Origin of the sequence: Nocardia sp. NBC_01503 (assembly GCF_036327755.1) — a bacterium.
Taxonomy (GTDB): Bacteria; Actinomycetota; Actinomycetes; order Mycobacteriales; family Mycobacteriaceae; genus Nocardia.
In genome coordinates, this window is record NZ_CP109596.1 from 2,121,613 (window position 1) to 2,137,244 (window position 15,632).

General features: G+C 66.2%; 17 protein-coding genes and 1 tRNA gene. 9 read left to right on the forward strand and 9 right to left on the reverse strand.

Translation table 11 applies throughout. The features are described from left to right. Genes OHB26_RS09560 through OHB26_RS09590 form a run of 7 tightly spaced genes read left to right on the forward strand, consistent with a single transcriptional unit; the run spans position 1 to position 4,579 of the window. Positions 1-981: a toprim domain-containing protein gene (locus OHB26_RS09560; RefSeq protein ID WP_330183841.1), complete on the forward strand. Its 981-nt coding sequence runs from the start codon at positions 1-3 to the stop codon at positions 979-981. A gap of 41 nt (positions 982-1,022) precedes the next feature. Further along, positions 1,023-1,457, forward strand: coding sequence for a hypothetical protein (locus tag OHB26_RS09565; protein WP_330183842.1), 435 nt, complete (start codon positions 1,023-1,025; stop codon positions 1,455-1,457). Positions 1,458-1,459: 2 nt separating this feature from the next. Further along, entirely contained in the window at positions 1,460-1,666 is a 207-nt protein-coding gene (locus tag OHB26_RS09570) for a hypothetical protein (RefSeq protein ID WP_330183843.1), read from the forward strand. Continuing rightward, on the forward strand, positions 1,666-1,905 hold the full coding sequence (locus OHB26_RS09575; protein WP_330183844.1) for a hypothetical protein: 240 nt from the start codon (positions 1,666-1,668) through the stop codon (positions 1,903-1,905). The genes OHB26_RS09570 and OHB26_RS09575 overlap by 1 nt, the downstream gene beginning before the upstream one ends. A gap of 3 nt (positions 1,906-1,908) precedes the next feature. Beyond that, positions 1,909-3,030, forward strand: a complete 1,122-nt coding sequence (locus tag OHB26_RS09580; protein WP_330183845.1) for a hypothetical protein — start codon at positions 1,909-1,911, stop codon at positions 3,028-3,030. Next, positions 3,027-3,257: a hypothetical protein gene (locus tag OHB26_RS09585; RefSeq protein ID WP_330183846.1), complete on the forward strand. Its 231-nt coding sequence runs from the start codon at positions 3,027-3,029 to the stop codon at positions 3,255-3,257. The genes OHB26_RS09580 and OHB26_RS09585 overlap by 4 nt, the downstream gene beginning before the upstream one ends. A 50-nt stretch (positions 3,258-3,307) precedes the next feature. Beyond that, positions 3,308-4,579 (forward strand): site-specific integrase, encoded by a 1,272-nt coding sequence (locus OHB26_RS09590; RefSeq protein WP_330185556.1) that lies wholly within the window; start codon positions 3,308-3,310, stop codon positions 4,577-4,579. Positions 4,580-4,657: 78 nt separating this feature from the next. On the opposite strand, the gene OHB26_RS09595 is transcribed toward OHB26_RS09590, so the two are convergent. Together OHB26_RS09595 and OHB26_RS09600 are read right to left on the reverse strand one after the other, a co-directional pair. Further along, positions 4,658-4,733, reverse strand: a tRNA-Thr gene (locus OHB26_RS09595). A 62-nt stretch (positions 4,734-4,795) separates the two neighbouring features. Continuing rightward, positions 4,796-6,013 carry a DNA polymerase III subunit delta' gene (locus tag OHB26_RS09600; RefSeq protein WP_330183847.1) on the reverse strand — a complete coding sequence of 406 codons (1,218 nt, stop codon included), beginning with the start codon at positions 6,011-6,013 and terminating at the stop codon, positions 4,796-4,798. Positions 6,014-6,107: 94 nt separating this feature from the next. Here OHB26_RS09600 and OHB26_RS09605 point away from each other — a divergent pair, with 94 nt between their 5' ends. Next, the gene (locus tag OHB26_RS09605) at positions 6,108-6,818 is read left to right on the forward strand and encodes a poly-gamma-glutamate hydrolase family protein (RefSeq protein WP_330183848.1); all 711 of its coding nucleotides are present in this window, start codon (positions 6,108-6,110) and stop codon (positions 6,816-6,818) included. Between the two features lie 53 nt (positions 6,819-6,871). Here the strand turns inward: OHB26_RS09605 and OHB26_RS09610 are convergent, their stop codons facing one another. The 3 genes from OHB26_RS09610 to OHB26_RS09620 form a co-directional block, all read right to left on the reverse strand. After that, positions 6,872-7,378: a DinB family protein gene (locus OHB26_RS09610; RefSeq protein ID WP_330183849.1), complete on the reverse strand. Its 507-nt coding sequence runs from the start codon at positions 7,376-7,378 to the stop codon at positions 6,872-6,874. An 80-nt stretch (positions 7,379-7,458) separates the two neighbouring features. Then, positions 7,459-10,329: a type I DNA topoisomerase gene (topA, locus tag OHB26_RS09615; RefSeq protein ID WP_330185557.1), complete on the reverse strand. Its 2,871-nt coding sequence runs from the start codon at positions 10,327-10,329 to the stop codon at positions 7,459-7,461. A 315-nt stretch (positions 10,330-10,644) separates the two neighbouring features. Continuing rightward, positions 10,645-10,851, reverse strand: coding sequence for a cold-shock protein (locus tag OHB26_RS09620; RefSeq protein WP_067573509.1), 207 nt, complete (start codon positions 10,849-10,851; stop codon positions 10,645-10,647). Positions 10,852-11,286: 435 nt separating this feature from the next. Here OHB26_RS09620 and OHB26_RS09625 point away from each other — a divergent pair, with 435 nt between their 5' ends. Further along, positions 11,287-13,683, forward strand: coding sequence for a DEAD/DEAH box helicase (locus OHB26_RS09625; RefSeq protein ID WP_330183850.1), 2,397 nt, complete (start codon positions 11,287-11,289; stop codon positions 13,681-13,683). A gap of 353 nt (positions 13,684-14,036) precedes the next feature. Here the strand turns inward: OHB26_RS09625 and OHB26_RS09630 are convergent, their stop codons facing one another. Genes OHB26_RS09630 through OHB26_RS09645 form a run of 4 tightly spaced genes read right to left on the reverse strand, consistent with a single transcriptional unit; the run spans position 14,037 to position 15,630 of the window. Beyond that, positions 14,037-14,369, reverse strand: coding sequence for an Rv3654c family TadE-like protein (locus OHB26_RS09630; protein WP_330183851.1), 333 nt, complete (start codon positions 14,367-14,369; stop codon positions 14,037-14,039). A 32-nt stretch (positions 14,370-14,401) separates the two neighbouring features. Further along, entirely contained in the window at positions 14,402-14,716 is a 315-nt protein-coding gene (locus tag OHB26_RS09635) for a TadE family type IV pilus minor pilin (protein WP_330183852.1), read from the reverse strand. A gap of 47 nt (positions 14,717-14,763) precedes the next feature. Further along, the gene (locus OHB26_RS09640) at positions 14,764-14,979 is read right to left on the reverse strand and encodes a DUF4244 domain-containing protein (RefSeq protein WP_442942887.1); all 216 of its coding nucleotides are present in this window, start codon (positions 14,977-14,979) and stop codon (positions 14,764-14,766) included. A 57-nt stretch (positions 14,980-15,036) separates the two neighbouring features. Further along, positions 15,037-15,630 carry a type II secretion system F family protein gene (locus OHB26_RS09645; RefSeq protein WP_330185559.1) on the reverse strand — a complete coding sequence of 198 codons (594 nt, stop codon included), beginning with the start codon at positions 15,628-15,630 and terminating at the stop codon, positions 15,037-15,039. Positions 15,631-15,632 lie beyond the last annotated feature (2 nt).

Consider the following 15,632-nt stretch of genomic DNA (forward strand, 5'->3'; position numbering starts at 1 on the left):
ATGGAACCTCCACCACCGCAAGGCCGTTCGTGGCAAGTCATCAACGCCGCCCTCACCGCGGCGATGGGACCGGGCAAAGACCGCAACCGCTGGACCCTGTACCTGTGCCCGGTCCACGAAGCCGACGGACAACACCACACACCCTCGCTCGGAGTCCGCTACGACCCCGCGCAAGGCAAGACGATCGTCCGCTGCTTCGCCCACTGCGACGACAAGGAAGTCCTGTCGAAGGTGAATCTTCAGGTCCGCGACATGTGGGACCGGCTACCCGAACGCAATCCGAACCGATCCCAGCGGCAACCTGATCCGCGAGTTCAACAGAACCAATCGGCGCGAATGTCATTGGTGGACAAGGCGATCGAATACGCCCAGTTCCCGATCCCGGAGAAGCCGAACCTCGGCGAGCCGACCGGACCAGCGGAGAACGTGTGTACCTACGTCTACCGCTGGCCCGAAGGCGTCATCGCCGGCGCGGTTACTCGTATGCGGACCCCGCACGAGTACGGCGAGGCGAAATCGTTCTGGCAGGCGCGATGGTCCGGAACCGAGTGGGAACACACCGGATTCGCGCCCGTTCCGTTCCGGCTTCCCGAAGTCCTCGACGCCGTCGACCGCGGCCGTGAGATCTACATCTGCGAAGGCGAAAAGGACGTACAGCGCGCGTACCAGGCCGGGCTCGTAGCCACCTGCAACGCCATGGGCGCCGGGAGCTGGACACCCGAACACGCCCACTACCTCACCGGAGCAGGACGGGTGGTGGTTATCGCCGACCGCGACCGCCCCGGCTACCGGCACGCCGCCAAAGTCGCCGAAACCCTGCACGGCCGCGTCGGCGAGGTTCGTGTCCTCCAGGCCGCCGCAGGCAAAGACCTCTCCGATCACCTCGACGCCGGGCACGAGATCGAGGACCTACAACGCGTGCCGTACCTGGACCGGCACTACCAGCAGCAGCGTGGACGCACCGAAACACGCAGCCGCTGAACATCTTTCACCCACCCACCACAAAGAAGGAGAAACACACCATGACCAACACCGACTACGGGCAGCGGTTCAAGCGAGCCGCTACCGCCGAGACCAGCACGCGCCCGCCGAGCGCGTTCGGCCGCAACGCCGCACCGAACACCACCGTCTACGGGCGCATTACCTACATCGGCGAACAGCCCAAACTCAAATTCGACGGCGGCCCCGGCGAGGTCGAACTCGACGAGCACGGCAACCCGACCCTGCAGCTGATCATCACCATCGACACCTCCGCCGGACTGCGGAACCTCTACCCGTCCCTGCGGATGGAGCAGGCCATCGGCCGTGCCCTGGACAAGGCAGGCGCCGAATTCGCTGTCGGTGACACGCTGTCGGTCACCTACAGCGGAAGCGACCCCGACAACACCAAGGCCAAGCTGTACACCGCCGTCTACACCCCCGTCGGGTATGGGGCCGGACCTCAGGGAACGGCGTAGCCATGACGCTCACCAAGCTGATCGCGCGCCTCGAACCCTGCCAGATGGGCACCCACGTGCTCTCGGTCCGCACCCAGGGCCGCCGCTGGTCGCGGATCGCCGACGACCTATGCGTATCCACCCCGACCGTCCGGCTCTGGGCGACCTGCGCACGACTGCGCAACTACCTGAACGTGCCTGCCAGCTTCACCATTGAGGAGCTTCACTAATGCCTTACATCCACACGGGCTTGCTGCCCTACGAGTCCTCCACCGTCGAAGTCGAGTACCACCCGGCAATGACCAACGGCAACGGCGAACAGCTGCTGCAGCCGGTGATCGAAATCGCCTGGAGTGCTGGCGGATTCGTCCGGTTGTCGATCAGCGTCCACGAGGCCCGCGCCATAGCACGAGACCTCACTGCCGCTCTCGCCACGCACGACCGCACGGTCACCAACCGGCAGGAGTGACAGGTGGCCGGCAACGACGCCGGTGCGAACGCGGTGCGTGGCAACGACGCTGCGCACCGCAACGCATCCGGCAACACACAGAATCCGACAGAGACGGACCTTCAGACCGGCGCCGAGGCTGGCCACCCCAGCGCGGACGGCGACAGCCGCGCGCACCATCACGCGTTCGCGGATCTCCCCCGCGACATAACGGCCGACCGATTCGACATCACCGTCGCCGAGGCGTCGCCGGTGTCGCCTGCCCGTCGCGGTATGCGACACCGCGTGCACGGCAGGCCGCACCCGACGAGCGGCCGGGCGGTCGCCTGGCTCGGCTTCGGATTCGGCGCAGTCCTGTCGGTACTGGCGAATTGGCTCTACACCTGGCTGCCCCGCGACAGCCATGCGACGGGTGAACACCCCAGTGTCGCACCGCAACTCGGCTCCGCTGTGTGGCCGTTGGTACTCATGCTCTCGGTCGAAGTCCTGCTGCGAGTGCGATGGCTACCCGGTATCTGGTGGAAGCTGGCTCGCTACATCGGCATCGGTACCGTCGCCCTGGGGTCCGCGGTTATCAGCTACGGGCACGTCTATCACGTCCTGCTGTCCTGGGGCTATGACGCGGTCGGAGCACACGTCGGGCCGCTCGCTATCGACGGCTTCATGGTTATCTGCGGATTCGCGTTACTGTCCGAATCCACTCCACAGCCCGAGAACGCCATATCGCAAGAAGTCGGGAAGAGCAATGGGCACAAGACATTTCCCGCCCAATTGATGAGCATCGCCAGGGGCGACACCGTTACCCACATCTGCGACGTCGCACCGGACACAGGCGACACCGAAGGCGACACCGATAGTCCGACACCCGACATGGATGCGACCTTATGCGACGCCAACCCAGATCTGGACCGCGACAACCGCATTCGTGCCATGTACCGGAGCGTGCCCTCCACTCGTGAGGTCGGCGCGGCGTTCGGTCTGCATCACTCGACCGTCGCCCGCATCGTCGCGCAGGGCGACAGCAGCGACACCGAAGGCGACGGTGCGACGCCGCTGCGCCTCATCACCGCGACAGATGAACCCGACAACGTCAGCAAACCCAAAGCATCTGCGCTACTGACTGATTCGAAAGAGGAGAAACCGTGAGCACCCCCGTCGACAGCGGCCCCGTACAGGTCCGCCGCTGGGTCAACACCAAGGACGCGGCGGCGCATATCCGCCGGCACCCAGAAGTGTTGCGCCGCTGGCACCGCCAGCGTGCGGAACATCCGTGGCTGCCGATGCCGCGCCGGGTCGGCAAGAACCTGCTGTGGGATCTAGACGAACTGGATGCCGCAATCGACGCCCAGCTCGATCTCCGAGAAGGCCGGTAGTCGTGCCGCGGGGCCGGCCGCCGCGGCCGATCGGAGTGCCGGGCGCTGTAATGCTCACTGAGCTCGCGCCCGGCCACTTCGCAGCGCGCGTGCTGGTCCGCGATGGTTCTGGAAAGCGGCGCGATATCACCCGGGTGTCCCCGCTGAAGTTGGATTCGCTCGGTCGAAAAATACCCGACCGCAACGGCTCTCGTGCTTCCGATGCCGTGCTGGCCGCTGCCCGCGAGATCCGTATCGCAGTCCAGGGCGAGTTGACCGACTCGATCACGGTCCGCAAGCTGTGGGAGCTCTACCGCAACCACTTGGTCGCGCTGGAACGCGCTGCCAACACCCTCGAACGCTATGACGATGTCGCCGCCGCCTTCAACAAGGCGTTCGGGTCGCTCCGTCTGTACGAGGTCAGCACCGCCGCGGCAGAGAAGTTTCTGGTTGAGGTCGGACAGACCCAGGGTCCGGGGTCAATGGACACCGCCAGGTCTGTGTTGTCGGGCATGTTCAAGTACGCGGTCCGGAAGACGCCGCTCACCGTGAACCCCGTCCGAGAAGTCGAGCTGCCCGAGAACCTCGAGCCCAAAGGCCGGACCGGCGGTGCCCGCGATATCACCGTCGCCGAGCTCCGGTTTATTGTCACCGCGGTCCGAACATCGATCCTCCCGTGCCCACGCAAGCTCATGAAGCAGGAGCTCGAGCGCGCGAAGCCGATCAAGTCCTACACCCCGCCGACCGTCGCCGAATTCTGCGAAGCCGCGGATCTCACCGACTGGGTCACCCTGCTCTCTGGCACCGGCCTGCGCCGGAGTCAGATCCTCGCTCTTTTGTGGTCCGATATCGACCTCGAAGGCAAAACCCTGCGGACGAGCGGAAAAGTGGTGAGGATCACCGGAATTGGACTGGTCCGTCAAGAGATCGAGAACGACCCGAAGAACCGCAAAGGCCGAATTGCTTTGCCGGACTTCACCATCGTGATGCTGAAAAATCGGAAGGCCATGCTGGAGTCGCGAAAGCGAACCCACCCGCCGACCAAGACGCCAGAGTACGACCTGGTCTTCCCATCCGAGAACTGGACGCTCCGTGACCCGGGCAATGTCCAACACCAGTGGCAGCGCGTGCGCGATGCGCTCGGCATCCCCGAGGACATCACCGCCCACAGCTTCCGCGGCGCCGTCGCCACCATCCTGGACGACGCCGGCCTGTCGGCCCGAATCACCGCCGACGTCCTCGGCCACGCCGACCCGTCGATGACCCAGCGGCGCTATATGGCCCGCGGCCGAGTCCACCCCACAGCAGCCGATGCGCTGCACCGAGCCGTAAGCGACGATTGAATTTGTTGGGACATAGGTGGGATTCGTACCCCGAAACGACAAAGGTGGAGAGCGTGAGATGCTCTCCACCTGGTTGTTTGGAGCCGCCTGGGGGAATCGAACCCCCGACCTTTTCATTACGAGTGAAGCGCTCTACCGACTGAGCTAAGGCGGCGTGCCTTCCGGCGAGGCGAGTCTATCTGTTGAGGGGCGGATCGCGAAAATCGGTGGTGCGGCTCACGTGGAACGGGCTGCTATCAGGCCCGCGACCATGGCGGCCACCGCGAAGCGGGGCTTCACATTGGTGTCCAGGGCGGCGCGGCAGTCCAGGACCGCCTGGATGGAGAGCAGCAGGCCCTCGGGGCGGATATCGGTCGCGAGTTCGCGGATCTGGTCGGCCATATCCGGATGGGTAAGGGTGACACCGGTTTTCGCGGTGGCATTCGCGGCGCCGAAGCGGACGGCGAGAGCATCGCGGTAGAGCCCGGCCACATCGATGAGGGCGCGATCGAGAGCGTCGCGGCCGGTACGGGTGGCGCGGGATTTCTGGCGCTTCTCCAGATCCTTGAGCGCGCCCGCCGAACCACGGGTGGCCGAGGCCGCGCCCTTACCGGTGCCGCCCGCGCCGAGCGCGGTCGCCAGGGCGTCGCGCTCCTTCTCATCGCGGGTCGCGCTGACCTGCTTGGCCTCATCGTCGGCGGACTTCACCAATTCGTCGGCGGCGGTGTAGGCGACGCCGGGGCGGGCGGTCGCCGCCACCAGGGCCAGGGCCCGCTTACGGCGAGTGCGGGCCTCATCGTCGGTGGCCAGTCGGCGGGCGCGACCGACATGACCGCCGCTGACCGAGGCGGCCCAATCGGCCTGTTCGGGCGCGAGACCGTCACGGTCGCGCAGCACCTTGGCGATCGAATCGACCGACGGCGTCGCCAAATGCACGTGACGACAGCGCGAGCGCAGCGTGATCGAGATATCCTCCGGATCCACCGAAGGGGCGCAGAGCAGGAAGACGGTGCGGGCGGGTGGTTCCTCCACCACCTTGAGCAGGACGTTTCCGGCGGCCTCGGTCAGGCGATCGGCATCCTCGACCACCACGACCTGCCAGCGTCCGGTACTCGGCCGCCGCGAAGCCACCTGCACGATCTCGCGCATCTCCTTGGTGCCGATACTCAAACCCTCCGGCACCACACGCCGCACATCGCCATGCGTCCCCGCCATCGTGGTGGTGCAGGCGTGGCACCTCCCGCACCCCACCGCACCCGGATCGGTGCACTGCAGCGCCGCCGCGAAACACAGCGCCGCCACCGAGCGACCCGAACCGGGCGGACCGGTGAACAGCCACGAATGCGTCATGGCCGATGCCGAAACGACCGCCCCGCCCCGCGCCGCCTCGGCCGCGACCCGCAGCTCGGACTCGACCGCATCCTGTCCCACCAGCCGATCGAAGACACCCGCCACGGGAGTACACCCTAATCGCCGCCACCGACAGATCGGATTCGACCCGGTGCGAATCCGATATTCCCATCGCAGGGAGGCACTTACCATCACGATCGTGAAACGCCTCATGACCTTGGTCGCTGTAGCCCTTTGCCTGGCCGCCGGCACCGGCACGGCCTCGGCCGATGTCTATGACAACTACGCCCAATTGCGAGCCGCTCAGCGCGAAGGAGTCGACTATCTCATCACCAGGTACGAACCCGCGAGCTCCGATCCGGCCATCGCGCACATAGCAATTCACGGCGGCAGGATCGAAGCCGGCACCTCGCCGCTCGCGCTCTACGCAGCGGAGAAGTCACACACCACCGGCTATACGTTTCAAGCCATCAAATCCGAGAACAACACCGCGCTGCACATTACCGCCACCCACTTCGACGAGCCCAACGCCCGGCGCATCGTCGGCAACAGCTACTACACCGTGTCCTGGCACGGGAAGGAGGGCAATACTCCGATCACCTATCTCGGCGGTGGCGACAACGACATCTCGGCGCAGGTGGGAACGGCCCTGAAACACGCCGGGTTCGTCGTCGAGGACGCTCCCGAACGCATCGACGGCGACTCTCCGCGCAATATCGCCAATCTCAACAAGCGCGGAGAAGGAGTGCAACTGGAGCTGACTACAGCCCAACGCAGGGCTTTTTTCGACGGCGGAAACCTGGACCTCGACTGGACGCGCAACCGATCCCACTGGACTCCGGCGTTCTACCGCTATGTGAACGCGGTCCTCTCCGTGTACGAAAGGGTCCCGGTCCCGTCCAACGGCTGACCCGATCCTGTTGCGCGCCTTCGGTTCACACGTTGCCACAGGTGTGAACCGGTTCAGACCGCACGCTGGTACGTGGTGTTCGCACCGTCGAGCGCCTCGCGAATGATGTCCGCGTGCCCGGAGTGCTGCGAGATCTCGCGCAGAATGTGCAGCACGATGTACCGCACCGTCAGCCACTGCCGCTCGGGCGCCCACGGCGCGGTCGGCGTCGGCACCGAATCCTCCAGATTGGGTAGTTCCCGAATCACCTTGGCGGTCTGCTCGGCGACCGCCTCCCACTCGGCGAGCAGACCCGCGACGGTCTCGTCCGGATCCATCCGATACTCGGAATCCATTCCGGAGACATCGAATTCGGAGTTCGGGTCCCGCTCGACCAGAATCGTCGTCCAATGCCGCTCGGTATTGATGATGTGGTGCAGCAGACCGCCGAGCGTCAGTTCACTGACCGTACTGCGCTGCCGCGCCTGATCATCCTCGATACCCCGCAGGGTGATTCGGAACAGCTCGCGCTGACTCGCCAGTACGGTGATCAACTCTTCGCGCTCGTGGTCGACTGTCATCGAATGCCCTTCCGCCGGTGCGTGTTCGAATCACACGCTACGTCAGGGCACCGACAGGAAACAGCTGATCGGGGCGTTGATCAGGACTTGGACGCGGCAGCTTTCTTGGCAGCCGCAGCCTTCTTGGTGGTCACCCCGTCGGCGGTCTTGGCCGCGGCCTTCTTCGCCGCCGCCTTCTTGACCACCGTCGTCTTGGAGGCGACCGCCTTCTTCGCGGCGGTCTTCTTCGCCGCCGCCTTCTTGGCCGGAGCCTTCTTCGCCGCGGTCTTCTTGGCCGCCTTCTTCACCGGCCCGCGCGCCCGCCGATCCGCCAGCAGCTCCGAGGCGCGCGCATCGGTGATGGACTCCACCTCATCGCCCTTGCGCAGACTGGCATTGGTCTCACCATCGGTGACATACGGTCCGAACCGGCCGTCCTTGATCACCATCGGCTTCTCCGACACCGGATCCACACCCAGCTCACGCAGCGGCGGCGCACTCGCGGACTGTCCACCGCGCCGCTTGGGCTCGGCGTAGATCTTGAGCGCCTCCTCCAGCGTGACGGTGAAGATCTGATCCTCACCCGTCAGCGACCGGGAATCGGTGCCCTTCTTCAGATACGGCCCGTAGCGCCCGTTCTGCGCGGTGATCTCCGCATTCGATTCGGGATCCACACCGACCACGCGCGGCAGCGACAGCAGCTTGAGCGCGTCATCGAGCGTAATGCTCTCCAAATCCATGGATTTGAACAGCGAACCGGTGCGCGGCTTGGGCGCTTCCGCCTTCTTCGCGCCCTTCTTGGGCTCGGCGTCCTCCGGCGGCGCGGGCAGCACCTCGGTCACGTACGGACCGAAACGTCCTTCCTTGGCGACGATTTCGTGCCCACTCTCGGGATCCACACCGAGTGAGCGGCCCTCCTGCGGTGTCGAGAACAGCTTCTCGGCGACCTCCGGGGTCAGCTCGTCCGGCGGCAGATCATCGGGCAGGTTCGCCCGCTGCGAGATCGAATCCCCTTCCGGGTCATCGGGATTGACGATCATGCGCTCCAGGTACGGCCCGAACTTGCCGACCCGCACCACCACATCTCGACCCTCTTCATCGGCGAAGAGTTTGATCGAATTGACCTCGCGCGCATCGATTCCGTCGAGTCGCTCGCCGACCATCTTCTTCAGGCCGCCCTCACGGGCCACCGAACCCTCGGCGCCGTGATCGCCACCGAAGTAGAAGGAGGACAACCAGTTTCCGCGCTGCTCGCGCCCACCGGCGATGGCGTCGAGATCGTCCTCCATGGCCGCGGTGAAGTCGAAGTCCACCAGCCGCCCGAAGTGCGACTCCAACAACCCGACCACCGCGAACGCCACCCACGACGGCACCAGCGCGCTACCGCGCTTGTACACATAGCCGCGATCGAGAATCGTCTTGATGATCGACGCGTAGGTGGAAGGCCGCCCGATGCCGAGCTCTTCCAGGGTCTTGATCAGCGAGGCTTCGGTGAAACGCGCGGGCGGATTGGTGGTGTGCCCATCGGGCAGCAGCTCCACCGCCGTCACGCCCTGACCCTCGGTCAGCGCGGGCAGTCGCGATTCGGCGTCATCGGACTGGCCGCCCGCCTCCTCGTCGACGCTCTCCACATACGCCTTGAGGAAGCCCGCGAACGTGATCGTGCGACCGGACGAGGAGAACACGCACTCCTCACCGGTATTCGCCACACCGGTGATGCGCACCGTCATGGTGGTACCGCGCGCGTCCTGCATCTGCGAGGCCACCGTGCGCTGCCAGATCAGCTCGTAGAGCCGGAATTCGTCATTGTCGACCCGCGAATGGATCTGCCCGGGCGTGATGAACACATCACCGGAGGGGCGGATCGCCTCGTGTGCCTCCTGCGCGTTCTTCACCTTGCGGGTGTACTGCCGCGGCGTCGGGCTCACATACTCCGCGCCGTACAGCTGCGTCGCCTGCGCCCGCGCGGCCTGAATCGCGGTGTCCGACAACGTGGTCGAGTCGGTACGCATATAGGTGATGTAGCCGTTTTCGTACAGCCGCTGCGCCACCCGCATGGTGCGCTCGGAGGTGAAGCGCAGCTTGCGCGCCGCCTCCTGCTGCAGCGTCGAGGTCATGAACGGCGCGTACGGCTTTCGCGTATACGGCTTCGACTCCACCGAGGTGACCGTCAGATCAACCCCGTGCAGTGACTCCGCCAACCGCTGCGCGTAACCGGCATCGATCACCGTCACACCGGACGACTTCAGCTGACCGTCGGAGCCGAAGTCACGACCGGTCGCCACCCGCGCACCGTCGACGGTCACCAGACGCGAACCGAAGACCCGCGGATTACCCTCACCCTGATCGCCCGCGTCCAGCTTGGCCGCGATATCCCAGTACTCGGCCGAGCGGAACGCCATGCGCTCCCGCTCACGCTGCACGATGACGCGCGTCGCCACCGACTGCACGCGGCCCGCCGACAACCGCGGCATGACCTTCTTCCACAGCACCGGCGAGACTTCGTATCCGTACAACCGGTCGAGAATGCGCCGGGTCTCCTGCGCGTCGACCAAATCCTTGTCGAGCTCGCGCGTGTCGGCGGCCGCCGCGAGGATGGCGGGCTCGGTGATCTCATGGAAAACCATGCGCCGGACCGGCACCTTGGGCTTCAGAGTCTCGAGCAGATGCCACGCGATGGCCTCGCCCTCGCGGTCGGGGTCGGTGGCGAGATAGAGCTCGTCGGCGTCGGCCAGCAGGCTCTTGAGCTCCGCGACCTTGGCCTTCTTATCCGGGCTGACCACATAGATGGCCTCGAAGTCATTGTCGACATCGACACCCAGGCGCGCCCACTGCATGCCCTTGTATTTGGCCGGAACATCCGCCGCGCCTCTCGGCAGGTCGCGAATATGACCCACCGAGGCCTCCACGACATAGCCGCGCCCCAGGTAGGGAGCGATTTTGCGGGCCTTGGTCGGCGACTCGACGATCACGAGACGACGCAGGGGGCGGCCCTGGTCGGGCGCTGCCTTGGAGTTCGGCGATGCACCGCGGTCTCGTGTTGCCACCGGCGAACACACCTTTCCTGTCGATCCGCGCGGCGCTAGCTGTGCGCGCATTACGCGGCTGGGGCAAGCGGCTGCGACTACTGATTATCGCTGCCAGCAACGTTTATACCGTGTTCAGAGGCTCAGCCTCGGTCGCAGCGACGATATGGCCCCGGGTTGTGATCGAGTGTAGTGGGTCCAGATATGGGTCGTCCCCCACCGCCGATGGCGGTGGGGGACGGGATTGTGGGGTTGGCCCGCTCAGCCGAGCGCGCGAACACCGGTGGCCTGCGGGCCCTTGGTGCCCTGGCCGACCTCGAACTCGACCTTCTGGTTCTCCTCGAGAGTACGGAAGCCCGAACCCTGGATCTCGGAGTAGTGGACGAAGACGTCAGCGGAGCCGTCCTCGGGCGCGATGAAGCCGAACCCCTTCTCCGCGTTGAACCACTTCACAGTTCCCTGTGCCATTCTGTTCCTTCTCTTTCCATACCGGAACGGTAGACAAGTAGGTTCGTCCACCGGGTCCGTTGAGACCGCTGTACTCTGTTCCCCCTGCAGGAAAGCCTCAGTACACCGTTCGCAACATCGATCCTGCTTGATGGTTTGGACTTTGGATCCGTTCCCTCGAACACAGAAGCTTGCGACCAGGAACCAGTGAACCATGTCTTCGGGCAATTCAACAGCTGAGTTACCCACAATTTGCAAAAAAGTTGATCTTGCGAATGCGCAGGTGAGGGGCATAATGCCCAAATCCGTACTCGAAGTAGGTTTGCTTCCGGATAACAGAGCGAGCATCCGGCAAACCCCCTGTGACACGGGACGCTACTCTGTAGTGAAATGGCAGGTAGAGGAGCAGAGATACACACCTTTCGCACCCCCCTCGCCGAAGAAGGCCCCGCGAGCATGAATCCGGCGGACGCCGCGGACCGTGCGGGCGGCGGCGACAACCCGAGCTATGGTCGATCGTTGCTGAATCGTGTCCTTACCGGGGCCGGGACCGGTGACCCACGTCTCACCCATATCGCGGAGCTACCGTCACGTGCGGCTCAGGTCACGAAATGGCCCGAATGGACCTCCCCCGACGTGATAGCCGCGGTGCGTGCCACGGGCGTCGAGGAGCCCTGGAGCCATCAGATTCACGCCGCCGACCTGGCCGCACAGGGGCAGCACGTGGTGGTTTCGACCGGGACGGCCTCCGGGAAGTCACTCGCCTATCAATTGCCGGTGCTCACAGCACTGCAGCGGGATCCGCGCGCGACCGCCCTCTATCTCTCGCCGACCAAGGCGCTGGGGGCCGATCAGCTCCGCATGATCAATGAACTCACCGGTCAGGACCCACTTCGAGGGATTCATCCGGCGCCCTACGACGGCGATACGCCGATGGAGATCCGGCAGTGGGTGCGATCCAACGCCCGCTGGGTCTTCACCAATCCGGACATGCTGCACGTCGGCATGCTGCGCTCACATCAGCGCTGGGCACGACTACTGCGGCAGTTGCGGTACGTCGTGGTCGACGAATGCCATACCTATCGTGGGGTTTTCGGCTCGCATGTGGCGCTGGTGCTGCGGCGACTCCGGCGACTCGCAGAACGGTACGGCGCGAATCCGGTCTTCGTACTCTGCTCCGCCACCACCGCGGAACCGGCCGAGGCGGCCTCTCGATTGATCGGCGCACCCTGTGTCGCGGTCACCGAGGACGGGTCGCCGCAGGGGTCGCGGACCGTGGCGCTGTGGGAGCCGCCGCTACTCGGGGCGGGCGTGACCGGGGAAAATGGTGCGGCGGTACGCCGTTCGGCCGGGGCCGAGGCCGCCAAGGTGATGGCGGATCTGGTGGCCGAGGGGGCGCGCACGCTCACCTTCGTGCGGTCGCGGGTCGGGGCCGAGGCCGTCGCCATGGATACCCGGCGGCTGCTCGCCGATGTGGATGCCACGCTGCCGAGCCGGATCGCCGCATATAGAGCGGGCTATCTGGCCGAGGATCGACGGGCTCTGGAGACCGCGCTGTCGGAGGGATCGCTGCTGGGTGCGGCCACCACCAATGCCCTGGAGCTGGGCGTGGACATCGCCGGGCTGGATGCGGTCGTGGTGGCGGGTTATCCGGGCACGGTGGCCTCGTTCTGGCAGCAGGCCGGGCGGGCCGGGCGGCGCACCCAGGGGTCATTGGTGCTGCTCATCGCCCGTGACGACCCCCTGGACACCTATCTCGTCCATCATCCGGAGGCGCTGCTCGGGCGACCGGTCGAGGCCACCATCACCGATCCGCACAATCCCTATATCTTGGGCCCGCATCTGCTCTGCGCGGCCATGGAACAGCCGCTCACCGATGCCGAAGTGCTCGCGTACCAGGCTTGGGAACTGCTGTCCGACCTGGCGAAACAGGGTTTGATACGGCGGCGGCCGGGTGCCGGACGGGATGGGTCCGCGCGCTGGTTCACCACCGCCGATTCACATCCGCACGATGCCGTCGACGTGCGCGGCGGCATCGGCGCGGCCATCGCGGTGGTGGATGCCGAGAGCGGGCGCATGCTGGGCACCACCGATGCCGGGCGGGCACCCGCCACCCTGCACGAAGGCGCCGTTCACCTGCATCAAGGCGACAGTTACGTGGTCGATGAGCTGGATTTGAAGGAGGGCGTGGCGCTGGTGCGCGCCGATACTCCAGGCTGGTCGACCAGTGCGCGGGCGGTGACCTCCATCGAGATCGAGGAGGTGACGCACGAACATGAGCACGGAGGCGTGACCATTGGCCTCGGGCGCGTGCTGGTGACCCGCCAGGTCATCGGCTACCTGCGCCGACTCCCCAGCGGCGAGGTGCTGGACATGGTGCCGCTGGACCTGCCCGCACAGCTGCTGCCGACCCGGGCCGTGTTCTATACCGTCACACCGGAGCTGCTGGCCAGGGCCGGAATAGATGCGAAACGGGTGCCGGGGGCGCTACACGCGGCCGAACACGCCGCCATCGGCATGCTGCCGCTGGTCGCGACCTGCGATCGGTGGGATATCGGCGGGGTGTCGACCGCCGAACATCCCGATACCGGGCTGCCCACCGTCTTCGTCTACGACGGGCATCCCGGCGGTGCGGGCTTCGCCGAGCGCGGGTTCGCCCGGCTGCGGCAGTGGCTGGGCGCGACCCTGGGTGCCATCGAATCCTGTGGCTGCGCGAGCGGCTGTCCGTCCTGCGTACAGTCCCCGAAGTGCGGAAATGGCAATAATCCGCTGGACAAGGCGGGGGCGGCGCGGCTGTTGGCGGCGGTGCTGAGCGAACTCGGCGATGGTGACGGGGACCACATCGTTTCGTGACCGCGCCGTCGCCGGAGCGAGGCCGGACCGCCATCCGACCAAGTGGTTCGATACAGGCCGCTGGAAGGTATCGGGCGGCTCCGGGAGCCGTTCGGGACGCGTCCCGCGACACGGAACCCATGGTCGAATAAAAAGGGATGTGATCCTGTTAACTGAGGGGTTGCTCCGTTCGATAATGTCGATCACGCATTTACCTGTGCATTCTTTGGAATGACGCTCGGAAATGAATTGGAAAGCGATCGATGCCCGTTCTATTCGCCTAGCACTTTGATCCAATATCAACATTGATCGACACGCGGTGTGGTCCGCGCCATCCATTCTCTAACCAACCGCTCAGTACGAGATGTGCACCATTAGTCGCTATCCCCGATAGGCCCCGCGCGTGCCATCGCGCGCACCGATCGACTACCCAGCGGGCCGAGCGACATTCGCGCTTCGACGGTGACCGTCACATCCCAGTCGAGCACCGCGCAGTCGATCATCCGCACCCCCATTCGGTTACCGATCCTGTCCGCCTCGGCGCAGGCGGATTGCCGCCCGCCCGCCACACCGGCCGCCCCCGCCAGCGCCGCCAGGTCGGCCGCCGACTGTGCCCGATGCCGGACCGCGACCGCCACGCCGACCTGAGCCATCAGCACGGTGAGGGTCAATAGAGCGAGCAACGCCACACCTGCGACCACCGTCACTCCCCCGTCCTCACCGCGCCCGAGCGACCGCATCACGACCTCTCTCCCGGCTCCAGGACGGCCACGGCCTCCGCGTGCAGGGTGAGCGGCAGCAGCGGGGCGCGCACCCGCACCACCGCCACCACCAGCTCCCCCTCCGAACGCACCCGGATCGACGCGTGCGGCGGGGCGACCCGCTCTCCGGCGGCGACCGCCTTCGCACCCTCACCCCGGGCGGCCAGGCGCGCCGCCTCCCGCGCGGCGTCCACACACCGCACCTGCGCCGAGACCGCAAGCAGCGCGCTCACACAGAGCACCAGCACCGCGACCAGCGCGGCCAGCGCGATGGCGGCTTCGACGGTCGCCATACCCTCGTCAGCACCGAGGCTGTGAGCGAAGGACTTTCGTACCGGCCTCACTTCACCGAGGTCTTCAAGGCCTTGTCGATGATCTTGGTCAGGGCGTTCACAATGCTGTCGCCGGTCACCACCCCGTACAGGACGGCCCCGAAGGCGGCCGCGGCGATGGTGCCGATCGCGTATTCGGCTGTGCTCATACCGTCTTCGGCGGCCGCGACCAGCAGCAGGCGGTTTCGCAGGTTCCACTCCAGGGTCCTGATCGAAGTGCGCACGATCTCTCCTCTCCTTCATCCGATGCGGCTGTTCCGCATCGGCACAGTCGACTCCGTTCACAGCAGCCCTCCGCCCAGGACGCGGCCCGCGAGTCCGATCACCACCGGCACGATCCCCAAGCAGACGAACGCGGGCAGGAAACACAGTCCGAGTGGTCCGCCGATCAGCACGCCGGCGCGCTCGGCCCGCGCCGCCGCGGCATCCTCGACCGCACCGCGCCGCTGCTCGGCCAATTCCCGCACCGCCGTGGCCAATCCGGCACCGGAGCGCGCCGAGCGCCGCGCCATCCGGGCCAGCGCCGCCACGGCGTCGTCCGCGCATCCGGCCGTCGCCTGCTCCCACGCCGTCACCGGATCCGCGCCCAGGGCAAGCAGATCCGCCACCCGGCGCAGGGCCGAGCCCAGCGGCTCCCCCGCACCCGGCGCGACCGCACCGGCGGCGGTGGCCGCGGGTAGCCCGGACCGCAGGCCGGCCGCGAACAGGTCCAGTGTCGCGGCCGTCGCGAGCGGATCGACCGACCTCCGCGCCAGCCGCACTCGTGAAACCTCCTGCACGGCAGCGTTTCGCATGCGGGCCAGACGCCGCCGGGCGGCGATCCGCCCGGGCTCCAGGAGCAGCGCCGACGCGGTGAGGACACCGACCCACGACAGCG

Excerpts from the sequence above, each read along its gene's own strand:
- OHB26_RS09565 (WP_330183842.1), top strand. The coding sequence starts at position 1,023 with ATGACCAACACCGACTACGGGCAGCGGTTCAAGCGAGCCGCTACCGCC.
- OHB26_RS09625 (WP_330183850.1), top strand. The coding sequence starts at position 11,287 with ATGAATCCGGCGGACGCCGCGGACCGTGCGGGCGGCGGCGACAACCCG.
- OHB26_RS09635 (WP_330183852.1), bottom strand. The coding sequence starts at position 14,716 with ATGGCGACCGTCGAAGCCGCCATCGCGCTGGCCGCGCTGGTCGCGGTG.
- OHB26_RS09560 (WP_330183841.1), top strand. The coding sequence starts at position 1 with ATGGAACCTCCACCACCGCAAGGCCGTTCGTGGCAAGTCATCAACGCC.
- OHB26_RS09570 (WP_330183843.1), top strand. The coding sequence starts at position 1,460 with ATGACGCTCACCAAGCTGATCGCGCGCCTCGAACCCTGCCAGATGGGC.
- OHB26_RS09590 (WP_330185556.1), top strand. The coding sequence starts at position 3,308 with ATGCTCACTGAGCTCGCGCCCGGCCACTTCGCAGCGCGCGTGCTGGTC.
- OHB26_RS09610 (WP_330183849.1), bottom strand. The coding sequence starts at position 7,378 with ATGACAGTCGACCACGAGCGCGAAGAGTTGATCACCGTACTGGCGAGT.
- OHB26_RS09620 (WP_067573509.1), bottom strand. The coding sequence starts at position 10,851 with ATGGCACAGGGAACTGTGAAGTGGTTCAACGCGGAGAAGGGGTTCGGC.
- OHB26_RS09575 (WP_330183844.1), top strand. The coding sequence starts at position 1,666 with ATGCCTTACATCCACACGGGCTTGCTGCCCTACGAGTCCTCCACCGTC.